Origin of the sequence: Pseudazoarcus pumilus, assembly GCF_002872475.1 — a bacterium.
GTDB lineage: Bacteria > Pseudomonadota > Gammaproteobacteria > Burkholderiales > Rhodocyclaceae > Pseudazoarcus > Pseudazoarcus pumilus.
Window position 1 is genome coordinate 24,121 of the sequence record NZ_CP025682.1, and the last position, 11,883, is coordinate 36,003.

At 65.9% G+C, this 11,883-nt stretch carries 14 protein-coding genes; 11 read left to right on the forward strand and 3 right to left on the reverse strand.

The window, feature by feature from the left end:
- Positions 1–63 precede the first annotated feature (63 nt).
- The 9 genes from efp to C0099_RS00150 all read left to right on the forward strand — a co-directional run bounded on the left by efp (position 64) and on the right by C0099_RS00150 (position 8,744).
- Positions 64–621 carry an elongation factor P gene (efp, locus tag C0099_RS00115; protein ID WP_102245549.1) on the forward strand — a complete coding sequence of 186 codons (558 nt, stop codon included), beginning with the start codon at positions 64–66 and terminating at the stop codon, positions 619–621.
- 182 nt (positions 622–803) lie between these two features.
- Positions 804–1,160 carry a hypothetical protein gene (locus C0099_RS15940; RefSeq protein WP_164084837.1) on the forward strand — a complete coding sequence of 119 codons (357 nt, stop codon included), beginning with the start codon at positions 804–806 and terminating at the stop codon, positions 1,158–1,160.
- Positions 1,161–1,191: 31 nt separating this feature from the next.
- A complete protein-coding gene (locus tag C0099_RS00120) occupies positions 1,192–1,797 on the forward strand; it encodes a DUF697 domain-containing protein (protein WP_164084839.1) in 606 nt (201 codons plus the stop codon).
- Positions 1,798–1,884: 87 nt separating this feature from the next.
- On the forward strand, positions 1,885–3,114 hold the full coding sequence (locus tag C0099_RS00125; RefSeq protein WP_102245551.1) for a YcjF family protein: 1,230 nt from the start codon (positions 1,885–1,887) through the stop codon (positions 3,112–3,114).
- The gene (locus tag C0099_RS00130) at positions 3,111–4,661 is read left to right on the forward strand and encodes a GTPase family protein (protein ID WP_102245552.1); all 1,551 of its coding nucleotides are present in this window, start codon (positions 3,111–3,113) and stop codon (positions 4,659–4,661) included. The genes C0099_RS00125 and C0099_RS00130 overlap by 4 nt, the downstream gene beginning before the upstream one ends.
- 191 nt (positions 4,662–4,852) lie before the next feature.
- A complete protein-coding gene (locus C0099_RS00135; RefSeq protein WP_102245553.1) occupies positions 4,853–5,782 on the forward strand; it encodes a histone deacetylase family protein in 930 nt (309 codons plus the stop codon).
- A 266-nt stretch (positions 5,783–6,048) separates the two neighbouring features.
- Positions 6,049–6,615: an alkyl hydroperoxide reductase subunit C gene (ahpC, locus tag C0099_RS00140; RefSeq protein ID WP_102245554.1), complete on the forward strand. Its 567-nt coding sequence runs from the start codon at positions 6,049–6,051 to the stop codon at positions 6,613–6,615.
- Positions 6,616–6,768: 153 nt separating this feature from the next.
- Entirely contained in the window at positions 6,769–8,364 is a 1,596-nt protein-coding gene (gene ahpF / locus C0099_RS00145; protein WP_102245555.1) for an alkyl hydroperoxide reductase subunit F, read from the forward strand.
- Positions 8,365–8,498: 134 nt separating this feature from the next.
- Positions 8,499–8,744, forward strand: coding sequence for a CDGSH iron-sulfur domain-containing protein (locus tag C0099_RS00150; RefSeq protein WP_102245556.1), 246 nt, complete (start codon positions 8,499–8,501; stop codon positions 8,742–8,744).
- 6 nt (positions 8,745–8,750) lie between these two features.
- Here the strand turns inward: C0099_RS00150 and C0099_RS00155 are convergent, their stop codons facing one another.
- A complete protein-coding gene (locus tag C0099_RS00155; RefSeq protein ID WP_102245557.1) occupies positions 8,751–9,164 on the reverse strand; it encodes a VOC family protein in 414 nt (137 codons plus the stop codon).
- A gap of 16 nt (positions 9,165–9,180) precedes the next feature.
- Positions 9,181–10,029, reverse strand: a complete 849-nt coding sequence (locus C0099_RS00160) for an aldo/keto reductase (protein ID WP_102245558.1) — start codon at positions 10,027–10,029, stop codon at positions 9,181–9,183.
- On the opposite strand from C0099_RS00160, the gene C0099_RS00165 reads away from it, so the two are divergent.
- Positions 10,028–10,495, forward strand: a complete 468-nt coding sequence (locus C0099_RS00165) for an NADPH-dependent FMN reductase family protein (RefSeq protein WP_269807775.1) — start codon at positions 10,028–10,030, stop codon at positions 10,493–10,495. The two genes, C0099_RS00160 and C0099_RS00165, sit on opposite strands and share 2 nt — an antisense overlap.
- Here the strand turns inward: C0099_RS00165 and C0099_RS00170 are convergent.
- Positions 10,492–10,953, reverse strand: a complete 462-nt coding sequence (locus C0099_RS00170; RefSeq protein WP_102245559.1) for a YdbT family protein — start codon at positions 10,951–10,953, stop codon at positions 10,492–10,494. The genes C0099_RS00165 and C0099_RS00170 overlap by 4 nt on opposite strands.
- Positions 10,954–11,080: 127 nt before the next feature.
- On the opposite strand from C0099_RS00170, the gene C0099_RS00175 reads away from it, so the two are divergent.
- Positions 11,081–11,872 (forward strand): CbbQ/NirQ/NorQ/GpvN family protein, encoded by a 792-nt coding sequence (locus C0099_RS00175; RefSeq protein WP_102245560.1) that lies wholly within the window; start codon positions 11,081–11,083, stop codon positions 11,870–11,872.
- Positions 11,873–11,883 lie beyond the last annotated feature (11 nt).

Below are 11,883 nucleotides of genomic sequence, written 5' to 3' on the forward strand. Positions count from 1 at the left end.
CGCGGGCCGTTTCCGGGAACGATCAACGACGCCGCGCTCGCAACCGTCAGGAATCTCGCAAGCATGAAAACCGCACAGGAACTTCGTTCGGGCAACGTCATCATGGTCGGCGCCGACCCGCTGGTCGTGCAGAAAACCGAATACAACAAGTCCGGCCGCAACTCTGCGGTCGTGAAGATGAAGCTCAAGAACCTGCTCAACGGGGCGGCTTCGGAGTCGGTGTACAAGGCCGACGACAAGTTCGACATGGTGGTGCTCGAGCGCAAGGAAGTCACCTACTCGTACTTCGCCGACCCGATGTACGTCTTCATGGACGAGGAGTTCCACCAGTACGAAGTGGAAGCCGACAACATGACCGACGCGCTCAAATACCTCGAGGACGGCTTGCAGTGCGAAGTCGTCTTCTACAACGGCAAGGCGATCTCGGTCGATCTGCCGACCACCGTGGTGCGCGAGGTCACCTACACCGAGCCGGCCGTCAAGGGCGATACCTCGGGCAAGGTCCTCAAGCCGGCCACGATCGGTACCGGTTACGAACTGATGGTGCCGGCCTTCGTCGAAATCGGCGACAAGATCGAAATCGACACGCGTACCGACGAGTACCGCAACCGCGTCAAGTAACTACGCAGGATGCGAACGCAAGCCCGCGCCAGAGCGGGCTTTTTTGCGTCAGGCCGACCGGTTCAGGGAAAATTTGTTGGTTTAGTGCAACAAAGCGTTGCGTTTTGGCTAATGGGACTTGTTTTTTTTAACTAAAGGCATAGGTTCGGGTCGTGTCGAACCGCTTTGCAAGGAATTCAGGAATGAACAGGGCCACGGCCCTCATGGCCGTCTCGTGGGTCGTCCTGGTTGCCGGGTGCAGTCCCGAGCGACCGATGTCGGATGTGGCGCGAAGCACGGCCGCGGAGGGTACGCAGCGCGCCGAACGGGTCGCTGCAGACGCCGTCGTGCGTAATGCGGCGGGTGAGGTGCGTGACGCCAAGGAAGCCGCCGAGGACGCGGCACGCCGCATCATCGACGCCACCGCCTCGGCCGCCGCCCGCTTGCGTCAGGCCGGGCGCGGAGCCGTCGAGGCCGTGGGTCTCGCCGAGGATCGCGACAAGGTGGCGGACGCCGCCGCGGCCAATCCGGATGCAGGTGGCGCCGCGGCGCGCAACTGATCCCCGTGGTTCGATTTGCGTTCATCCGTACGTGAAGTTTCCAAAGATCGAATGGGCGGCCTATCGTGATCGCCTGCTCGGTGCGTTGTTCGATGCGCCGTCCGACGCGGCGGTGCCCCCGACCGCCGACCCGTCAGCCTCTTCCAGTCCGCACCCCGTACCGACCTCGGCCGAACGTGCCGCGCGCGATCGAGAAGTCGAGCGCGTGCTGATCGCGCGTTCGCGCACCGCGGCTGGCCTGGGTGCACTGCCGGTGGTCGATATCGTCGCGGTGATCGCGCTGCAGGCACGCATGCTGCGCGAAATCGCCCGTATACACGACATGCGCTGGACGCCGGACATGGCGCGCGATCTGCTCGGCCGGCTGGGTCCGGGTATCGCTGGCGGCATGCTGGGGCAGACGCTGGGGCGCAGCGCGCTCAAGTTCGTGCCGCTGGTCGGACAGAGCGTGGGAGCGGCCTGGAGTGCGCGCTCGGCCAGCGCGTCGACCTATGCGCTGGGTCGCGCAGCCGACTGGTATCTGGCGAGAAGAGCAGGTGGTGAGGTGATCGACACCACCGAACTGCGCAGTGTCCATCGTGCGGCCGGTGCCCGCGCCCGCGAACTGTTCTCCGGGAACGACGAATCCGCGTCCTGACTTGCGCATCCGGCCCCGGCCGGGCCCGATCCGACAGTGTTGCTACACTGATCCCTTCGGCATCTCTCGCCCTCTCTGGTTGTGACGATGGCTTCGCAGGATCTCAGGAACTGGACGGTGTACGCCAGGCGGCTGAAGTCGGCCCTGCTCGATCCGACGGTCGACCAGGCGGAACTCGAAGAGACCCTGCGACAGGCGCGCGAGCGCGCGCCCATCCCGGTAGTGTGGCTGCTGGGCAAGACGCAGGCGGGCAAGACCTCCATCATCCGTGCGCTGACCGGCAGCGACAGCGCCGAGATCGGCAACGGATATCAGCCCTGCACGCGCACCGCGCGCCTCTACGACTTCCCCGAGGCCGCGCCCGTGGTGCGCTTTCTCGATACCCGCGGTCTGGGCGAGATTGCCTACGATCCGGAAGAGGACATCCGCTACTGCGAGTCGCACGCCAATCTGGTGCTGGCGGTGATGAAGATCGCGGACTTCGAGCAGCAGGCGGTGGCCGACGTACTGCGCGCGGTGCGGCGACGGCATCCGGACTGGCCGGTGCTGCTGGTACTGACGGGCCTGCACGAGTTGTACGTGCCCGGCGGCGAGCATGTCCTGCCCTATCCCTTCGACGATGAATCGGGCATCGGCGCGCTGCCCGACGACTTGCAGCGCGCCCTCGTGCGCCAGTGCGAGGTGCTCGACAGCCTTGCCGGTCGCGGGGCGAAGGCCTGGGTTGCGGTCGATCTGACCCAGCCCGAGGATGGCTACACGCCGCAGCACTATGGTATCGAGCCCTTGTGGCGCGCCATCGAAGAGGTGTCCGCGCTGGGACTGGAGCGCCAGCTGCGCGGCGACGAGAGCGTGCGCGACGTGTACGCGCGCAGCGCACACCAGCAGATTGTCGGCCATGCGGTGACGGCGGCGGCCCTGGGCGCCTTGCCGGTGGTCGATCTGGTGACGGTCTCGGGGGTACAGGCCAAGCTTCTGCATGCGTTGTCGAACCTCTACGACCAGTCCTGGGATCGACGCACCACGACCGAGTTCGTCAGCCTGCTCGGTGCCGGGGTGGCGACCGGGCTGGTCGCGCGCATGGTGGGCAAAAGCGTGGTCAAGTTCATCCCCGGCTTCGGCCAGAGCGTGGGCGCGGTATGGGGCGCGAGCACCAGCGGCGCGGCAACCTACGCCCTGGGCAAGGCAGCGGTGTATTTCTTCGCGCAGCGCAATGCCGGCGTCCGCGTCGAGGCCGGCAACCTGCGCAAGGTCTATGCCGAGGCCCTCGACAGCGGGGCGGCGATGCTGCGCGAACGCTTCGGTCGCACACGCAAATGAAGCTCTCACGGCTGCTCCGTCGCATCGATCCGCTGCGTGCCGTGGCGCTGCTGCTGTCCGCGCTGCCGATGCTCGCGCTCGTCGTACTCGGCCTGCTGTGGCTGTGGCAGAACGGTTTCTTGCTGTGGTGGCTGGGTGCGATGGTGGCGTGCGCGGCGACCGCTTACGCGATGCAGGCGTTGTTGATGAAGCGTCAGCGCAAGTTGCTGGCCGACGCCGCGACCGAACCCAACCCGCAATGGCCGCCTGCGGCCGACGAAGTCTGGGGCCGCGTGGAGGCGCTCGCCGACGAACTCGATCCCGAGGACTGGCCGCTGGACGACGCCGAGCGCTTGCTCGGCCTGGGGCGCCGCACCCTGGACACCGTCGCCGAGGCCTATCACCCCGGCGTGGACAAGCCATTGCTGGAACTCACGGTGCCGCACATGCTGCTCATCATCGAGCGCGCGAGCGCCGATCTGCGTCGCGACATCGTCGATCACGTGCCCTTCAGCCATCGTCTGGTGATTGGCGACATCTTCCGCATGCAGCGCTGGCGCAGATCCGCCGAAAAGCTGTTTCTCGTCTATCGCGCCGGTCGCATGGTGATCAATCCGGTGCACGCGCTCGTCGGCGAAGCCTGGCGCGGCGTGCGCGATCTGGGCGTGGGCGCGGTCAGCGGCGAACTGCACCGCTGGCTGCTGAGCGCCTTCGTGCGCAAGGTCGGCTTCTACGCCATCGACTTGTACAGCGGACGTCTGCCGCTGGACGAGTCGTCCCCCAGCGATCAGGTGACCGAGGCTTCACGCAAGGATGACGAGCGCGCAGCCGAGGAAGCCAAGACCTCATCCGAACCACTGCGCATCCTCGTTCTGGGTCGAACGAATGCCGGCAAGTCCAGTCTAATCAATGCGTTGTTTGGAGAACTCGCCGCCGCTTCCGATGCCTTGCCCGATACCACCGTCGATCTGGTGCCCTATGCGCTCGAGCGCGAGGGGATGACGCGCGCGCTGGTGTTTGATTCACCGGGCTGTGAAAACGGTCTGTTCGCGCAGGCGTCCTTCGTCAAGGCCGCGCGCAGTGCGGATTTCGTTTTGTGGGTGAGTCCCGTGAACCGGCCCGACCGGCAGCAGGAGATGAAATGCCTGCAGCAACTGCGCGCGATCTACGCCAACGACGCGGCGAAACGTCCGCCGCCGATCCTGGCCGTGGCCACCCACATCGACCGTCTACGCCCGGCCGCCGAGTGGCAACCGCCGTATGATCTGGTGGTCGCTGCAACGCCCAAGGCTGAGAACATCCGCGATGCCGTCGTCGCATTGGCGAGGGACCTCGCCTTCGAGCCCGGAGACGTCGTGCCAGTGTGTCTGGCCGATGGCCGGGTCTACAATGTCGACGATCTGCTCCGGTCGGCATTGCTCGACCGCCACGACTCGGCCTTGCGAATTCGCCTGATGCGCTGCGTGGATGCACGCCGGCGTGCCGAAAACTGGGGGTTGCTGCGGCGTCAGCTGGTCGGCGCGGGACGCTTGTTGCGGCGTCTTTCCGGTCGCGCCGACAAGCGCTGAGCGATGCAAGGCGCGAACGCCACCGGCCGAAGTGAAATGCCGGACGGTGTATATTCAGCCTCCATTGCCCGCCACTCGGCGCGGGCCGCCGCAGACGTGGATCGTCCCCGATCCGGTGTGCGGCGTGATCAAGTTGCGCAACACCATGAATCCATCGCCGCGCACGAGCGCGGCCAACCTATGAGGACACCATGACTACGCTCATCTACTCCCACCCCGCCTGTTTCGAACATCGTCCGGGCCCCGGCCATCCGGAGTCGCCGGAACGCCTCAAGGCCGTGCTGTCGGCCTTGCAGAAGCCGGACTTCGCCGACCTGAAATGGCGCGAGGCGCCGCTGGGCACGCGCGAGCAAGTCCTGCTGGTGCATACCGAGGACTACGTCTCCGATGTCGAGGAAGTCTCGCCGCGTCACGGCACGATGCCGCTCGACGGTGGAGACACCGTGATGTCGCCCGGATCGATGGAGGCCGTCCTGCGTTGCGTCGGTGCGGCCTGCGCCGGTGTCGACGCGGTCATGAACGGCGAGGTCGACAACGTGTTCTGCGCCACGCGCCCCTGCGGCCACCACGCCACGCCCAGCCGCGCGATGGGTTTCTGCATTTACAACCAGGCCGCGATCGCCGCCGTGCATGCCAAGGAGCATCACATGCTCGAGCGCGTTGCCGTGATCGACTTTGACGTGCACCATGGCAACGGCACGCAGGATGCCTTCTTCGACGATCCCGCCCTGTTCTACGGCTCCACCCACCAGTCGCCGCTGTATCCAGGCACCGGTTCGCGCGCCGAGACCGGTGTGGCCAACAACATCGTCAACGTGCCGCTGCCGCCGGGCTGCGATTCGAAGGTGTTCCGCAGCCAGGTCGAGAGCGAGCTGCTGCCCAAGCTGCGCGCCTTCAACCCGGAGATCATCATCATCTCGGCCGGCTTCGACGCGCACACGCTCGATCCGCTCGCCGGGCTGAACTTCAAGGACGAGGACTACCGCTGGATCACCGAGCAGCTCAAGGAGATCGCCGAGGAGTGCTGCGGCGGGCGCATCGTGTCGATTCTCGAGGGCGGTTACAGCCTGGACGGGCTGGCAAGCAGCACCGAAGTCCACGTGAAGGCCTTGATGAGCTGATTGCACCGCAGCATCAAGCATTGACAAAACGGCCCGGGCTTGCGCCCGGGCCGTTTTTATTTTAATGATTCACATCGTGATCCACCCCTGAAATCAGCTACCAGATTCGTTTATAGCTACATCAGTAGGGCTTATGGATTACCGAAAGCTATGCATTGAATACCTGTAATTCATTTCACTAATATCGTGCAGCGCAATAGACTGCAGGTGTCGGTGAAACGCCGAAACGTTTTCATCCCTTCGATCAACCCGAAAAGGAGATTCGCATGAGCAATCTGATCAACACCGCCGTGCAGCCGTTCAAGGCCACCGCCTTCTATGACGGCAAGTTCATCCCCGTCACCGAAGAGAACCTGAAGGGCCAGTGGTCCGTCGTGATCTTCATGCCGGCCGCCTTCACCTTCAACTGCCCGACCGAAGTCGAGGACGCGGCCGACCACTACGCCGAATTCCAGAAGGCCGGTGCCGAGGTCTACATCGTCACCACCGACACCCACTTCTCGCACAAGGTGTGGCACGAGACCTCGCCGGCCGTCGGCAAGGCCAAGTTCCCGCTGGTCGGCGATCCGACGCACCAGCTGACGCGTGCCTTCGGCGTGCATATCGAGGAAGAAGGCCTGGCCCTGCGCGGCACCTTCGTGATCAACCCGGAAGGCGTGATCAAGACGGTCGAGATCCACGACAACGCGATCGCCCGTGACGTCACCGAGACGCTGCGCAAGCTCAAGGCCGCCCAGTACGTCGCCGAGCACCCCAACGAGGTCTGCCCGGCCAAGTGGAAGGAAGGCGAGCAGACGCTGGCCCCGTCGCTGGATCTGGTCGGCAAGATCTAAATTGCCGTTGGTCACGGCCCGTCACTCGCGGTGACGGGCATGACCGCCGAGCCGCCCACCGGGCGGCTCATCCAGGAGCGCCGTGCGCGGCGCTGCTGAATGAGCCGGACACCACACCGGAACTTCAACCGAACACTGCTCAGGGAGTCAGCCATGCTCGACGCCAACATGAAAGCCCAGCTCAAGACGCTTCTCGAGCGCATCGATCAGGATGTGGAACTCGTCGCCTTCGTCGACGACGGCGCCAAGTCGCGCGAGACGCTCGAACTGATCGAGGAGATCGCCGAACTGTCCGCACACGTCGTCGCCCGACGTGCCGACAGCGTGGACGGCGAGCGCGTGCCCTCGTTCTCGGTGAGCCGTGCCGGCACCGACATGGGCGTGCGCTTCGCCGGCCTGCCGATGGGCCACGAATTCACCTCGCTGGTGCTCGCGCTGCTGCAGGCCGGCGGCTACCCGCCCAAGGTCGGCGCCGAGCAGATCGAGGCGATCCGCGCGCTCGACACCGAGATGGAATTCGTCACCTACATCTCGCTGTCGTGCCACAACTGCCCGGACGTGGTGCAGGCCCTCAACCTGATGGCGATCCTCAACCCGAAGATCCGCCACTCCATGGTCGACGGCGGCGTGTTCCGCGACGAGGTCGAGTCGAAGAACATCATGGCGGTGCCGACGGTGATGCTCAACGGCGAGGAATTCGGTTCCGGGCGCATGCCGCTCGACGAGATCCTGGCCAAGGTCGACACCGGCGCGGCCGCGCGCGAAGCCGAGAAGCTCTCCGCCCGGGACGCCTTCGACGTGCTCATCGTCGGCGGTGGTCCGGCCGGTGCGGCCGCAGCCATCTACGCGGCGCGCAAGGGCATCGCTACCGGCATCGTCTCCGAGCGTTTCGGTGGCCAGGTGATGGACACCATGGCGATCGAGAACTTCATCTCGGTCAAGGAAACCGAAGGTCCGAAGATGGTCGCCGCGCTCGAAGAGCACGTGAAGACCTACGAGGTCGACGTGATGAACCTGCAGCGCGCCGAGAAGCTCGTGCCGGCGTCCAGTCCCGGTGGCCTGGCCGAAGTCGTGCTCGACAACGGCGCGGTGCTCAAGAGCCGCACTGTGATCGTCGCCACCGGCGCACGCTGGAAGGAACTGGGCGTGACCGGCGAGCGCGAGTATCGCGGCAAGGGTGTGGCCTATTGCCCGCACTGCGACGGGCCGCTGTTCAAGGGCAAGCACGTGGCCGTGATCGGCGGCGGCAACTCGGGCGTTGAGGCGGCCATCGATCTGGCCGGCATCGTCGGTCACGTCACGCTCATCGAGTACGACGCCAGGCTGCGCGCCGACGCGGTGCTGCAGGCCAAGCTCACGAGTCTGCCCAACGTCACCGTGATCACCAGCGGCCAGACCACAGAGATCACCGGCGAGGGCGGACGCGTGAATGGCCTGGTGTATACCGACCGTGTCAGCGGCGAATCCAGACGTGTCGAACTCGCCGGCGTGTTCGTGCAGATCGGCCTGCTGCCCAACACCGACTTCCTCAAGGGGACGGTGGAGCTCTCGCGCTATGGCGAAGTCGTGGTCGACGCGCGTTGCGAGACCTCGGTGCCCGGCATCTTCGCCGCGGGCGACTGCACCACGGTGCCGTACAAGCAGATCGTCATCGCCATGGGCGAGGGCAGCAAGGCCGCGCTGTCGGCCTTCGACCACCTGATCCGCAGCACGCCGGAAACGGAAAAGGCCGCGCCGGTCGCCACCTGAGCGCACGGTTTCCCTTCCTCCGCATGACGACGGCCGGGCCCTCACGGGTCCGGCCGTTGGTGTTTACGCTCGCCAGGGCATAGCCTGTCATCTGTAGCGACCCATCCGGCGTCGCTCGAGCCAGGAGACCCACGATGAGTGAACCCATACCCGAGATGCCGCAAAAGGCCCCGTATCCGGTCGAAGTCGAGGCCGGCAAGACCTACTTCTGGTGCGCCTGTGGCAAGAGCGCGAAGCAACCCTTCTGCGACGGATCCCACCAGGGCGGGCCGTTCCAGCCGCTGCGCTTTACCGCCGAGAAATCGGAAAAGGTCTTCCTGTGCGGGTGCAAGCGCACCGGCAACGCACCGTATTGCGACGGCACCCACCAGAGTCTGTAGCAGGCGTCAGCCGGCGTGCGGCCCGACCTGCATGAACGGGTTCCACGCCACTTCCCACAGATGGCCGTCGGGGTCGGCGAAATAGCCCGAGTAGCCGCCCCAGAACACGTCCTGGCCGGGCTTGATCAGCGTGGCGCCGGCAGCCACGGCCTGCGCCAGCGTCGCGTCCACGTCCTCGCGCGAGGCGACGTTGTGCGCCAGCGCCACGCCCGAAAAGCCGCTGCCGGCGGCCGGCACGCCGGCATCCTCGGCCAGCGCCTCGCGTCCGTACAGCCCCAGCCAGGCGCCGGCCAGCGTGAAGAAGGCCACCGAGTCGCTGTCCAGATCCAGCCGCGGCAGACCCAGACCCTGCTCGTAGAAGCGCACGGCGCGCGGCAGGTCGCGCACGCCGAGCGTGATCATCGACAGATGCGGTTTCATCGGTGACACCCCGCGTTCAGCGGATGTCGAGCGGTGTCGGACCCGACGGCGGCGGGAAGGCCTCGTCGAGTTCGGCGAAGTCCTGCGAGTTCAGCTCGATGTCGGCCGCCTTGCGGTTCTCGCGCACATGCTCGGGGCGGCCGGCCTTGGGAATCACGATCACGTTCTGCTGGTGCAGCAGCCAGGCGATGGCGATCTGCGCCGGGGTCGCGCCGTAGCGGTGGGCGACGGCTTCCAGCGTGGGGTCGTCGAGAAAACCGAACTGCTCGTTGGGGGAGTGTTCGATCGGTGAATAGGCCATCACCGGAATGCCGTGCTGGTGCTGCCACGGCAGCAGGTCCCACTCGGGCCCGCGACGCACCAGGTTGTAGAGGATCTGGTTGGTGGCGATCTGGTCGCCGCCCTTGGCCTCATGACAGCGCTTCATGCCGCGCGTGTCGAAGTTGCTCACGCCGTAGTCGAGGATCTTGCCCGCGGCCCTGAGTTCCTGAAAGCCTGCGAAGGTCTCCTCCAGCGGCGTCGAACCGGGCCAGTGCAGCAGATACAGGTCGATGCGGTCGGTGCCCAGGCGTTGCAGGCTGCGCTCGCAAGCCTCGATCACGCCGCGCCGGCTGGCGTTGAACGGATACACTTTGCTGACGTAGAAGGCCTCGTCGCGACGATGGCCGATGGCCTCGCCGATCAGTTCCTCGGATTCGCCGTCGCCATACATCTCGGCGGTGTCGATCAGCGTCATCCCCAGGTCCATGCCCAGTTGCAGGGATTCGATCTCCTCGCTGCGCAGCGACGGGATCTCGCCCATCTTCCAGGTGCCCTGGCCGAGTGCCGGAACGGTCTTGCCCGAAGGCAGCGTGACGGTCTTCATGCGTGTTCTCCGTGAAGCGGCAAAGCCCCCATTGTGTTGCCGATGCGGCGCGCGGCGCAAATCCGGCGCGGCATGGCGCGAGCGCTCCTTCAGCCGGCTCGCCGCCGAGGTGCGCTTCTTCCATCCGCGCGACCTGCCGTTGCCGCACAGCGTGGAGCCCGATCACCCCAAGGTGGCCGAGCTGCGCGTGCTGGGCCGCTGGATGCGCATGTTCACGATTCCCAACCAGTCGTCGGTGGCCAAGGCCTGGCAGGAGTTCGACGACGACGGCCGCATGAAGCCCTCGCCGTTTCGCGACCGCATCGTCGACGTGATGGAAGAGCTCTACAAGTTCACGATGCTGCTGCGCGACCGCAAGGACTGGCTGACCGATCGCTACAGCGAACGCAAGCAGCGCGACCCCGCCACCATCGCTGAAATCCTCGCCGGCAGCGGCGTGCTCAAGACCGACGACAAGGCTGCCTAGCGGCGATCCTCGGCGATCAGCTGGTCGCGTGCATCTTCGATGGCCCTGGCGAGCGCCCCGGGATCGCGTACGAAGCTGACCGAGCGCTGCACGTCGCCGGCCATGTTGATGCGCAGCGTACCCGAGCCGGCGATGCTCGCGACGACATCGACCGAGACGATCTTGTGCAGCAGGAGGTGCGAGAACTGGCTGGCGAGCGGTCCCACGCGCAGCAGCACGCGCTGGCCGGTGACGGCGATGTCGCCGACCGCGTGCGCGCTCGACACCAGAAAGGTATAGGGCAGCAGGATCACCACCATCAGCACCGCGGCATAGGGCTGGTACTCGGGCGGCAGCACGCGGCCCAGTGCGGTCAGCACGACGAACAGGATCACCGGCTTGACGTAGATCATCGGATGCAGTCGCGTGCGGTAGGCGATCTTCTCGCCCGGGAGGAGCATGCGGTCGACGTAGTTCATGACGGCGCGATCGGCCCTTGAATTCGGAACGGGCAATCATGCCGTCCAAACGCCTCCGACACAATCGCCGTCGAGCGAAATCGCCCGCGGCGCGTGCTATCCTGCGCCGGCAAAGGAAGCCTCCCAGATGACCGAGAAAGACCGCGAACTCCCCTACTACGAACCCGTCGGCAACGAGATCGACCTGTTCGAACGCGCCTGGCGCAACCACCTGCCGCTGCTGCTCAAGGGCCCGACCGGCGTGGGCAAGACGCGCTTCGTCGTGCACATGGCCGCGCGCCTGGGCCTGCCGTTGTATACCATCGCCTGCCACGACGACCTGACCGCCGCCGACCTGGTCGGCCGCCACCTCATCGGCGAGGGCGAGACCTACTGGAACGACGGCCCGCTCACGCGTGCCGTGCGCGAGGGCGGCATCTGTTACCTCGACGAGGTGGTCGAGGCGCGCAAGGACACCACGGTGGTCATTCACCCGCTGGCCGACGACCGCCGCATGCTGCCCATCGACCGTACCGGCGAGATGCTGCGCGCACCGGACAGCTTCATGCTGGTGGTCTCCTACAACCCCGGCTACCAGAACTTCCTCAAGGGCATGAAGCCTTCGACGCGCCAGCGCTTCGTCTCCCTGCGCTTCGACTTCCCTTCGGCCGAGGTCGAGCGCTCCATCCTCGTCGGCGAGACCGGCTGCAGCGAGGACGTGGCGACCCGGCTCGTCGACATCGGTCGCCAGATGCGCGTGCTCAAGAACGTCGACCTCGAGGAAGTCGCCTCTACCCGACTGCTGGTCTACGCCGCGCGCCTGATCCACGACGGCATGGACCCTGTGGAGGCCTGCAGCGCGGTGCTCGTCGAGGCGCTCACCGACGACGAGGATGTCGCCGAGGCCCTGCTCGAAGTGATCCGCGCGAGTTTCGGCTGATACGTGCTGCC

Bases quoted from the DNA above. Each gene is read 5' to 3' on its own strand.
- ahpF (WP_102245555.1), top strand. From the start codon at position 6,769: ATGCTCGACGCCAACATGAAAGCCCAGCTCAAGACGCTTCTCGAGCGC.
- C0099_RS00130 (WP_102245552.1), top strand. From the start codon at position 3,111: ATGAAGCTCTCACGGCTGCTCCGTCGCATCGATCCGCTGCGTGCCGTG.
- C0099_RS15940 (WP_164084837.1), top strand. From the start codon at position 804: ATGAACAGGGCCACGGCCCTCATGGCCGTCTCGTGGGTCGTCCTGGTT.
- C0099_RS00165 (WP_269807775.1), top strand. From the start codon at position 10,028: ATGCGTGTTCTCCGTGAAGCGGCAAAGCCCCCATTGTGTTGCCGATGC.
- efp (WP_102245549.1), top strand. From the start codon at position 64: ATGAAAACCGCACAGGAACTTCGTTCGGGCAACGTCATCATGGTCGGC.
- C0099_RS00125 (WP_102245551.1), top strand. From the start codon at position 1,885: ATGGCTTCGCAGGATCTCAGGAACTGGACGGTGTACGCCAGGCGGCTG.
- C0099_RS00170 (WP_102245559.1), bottom strand. From the start codon at position 10,953: ATGAACTACGTCGACCGCATGCTCCTCCCGGGCGAGAAGATCGCCTAC.
- ahpC (WP_102245554.1), top strand. From the start codon at position 6,049: ATGAGCAATCTGATCAACACCGCCGTGCAGCCGTTCAAGGCCACCGCC.
- C0099_RS00160 (WP_102245558.1), bottom strand. From the start codon at position 10,029: ATGAAGACCGTCACGCTGCCTTCGGGCAAGACCGTTCCGGCACTCGGC.
- C0099_RS00155 (WP_102245557.1), bottom strand. From the start codon at position 9,164: ATGAAACCGCATCTGTCGATGATCACGCTCGGCGTGCGCGACCTGCCG.
- C0099_RS00135 (WP_102245553.1), top strand. From the start codon at position 4,853: ATGACTACGCTCATCTACTCCCACCCCGCCTGTTTCGAACATCGTCCG.
- C0099_RS00175 (WP_102245560.1), top strand. From the start codon at position 11,081: ATGACCGAGAAAGACCGCGAACTCCCCTACTACGAACCCGTCGGCAAC.
- C0099_RS00150 (WP_102245556.1), top strand. From the start codon at position 8,499: ATGAGTGAACCCATACCCGAGATGCCGCAAAAGGCCCCGTATCCGGTC.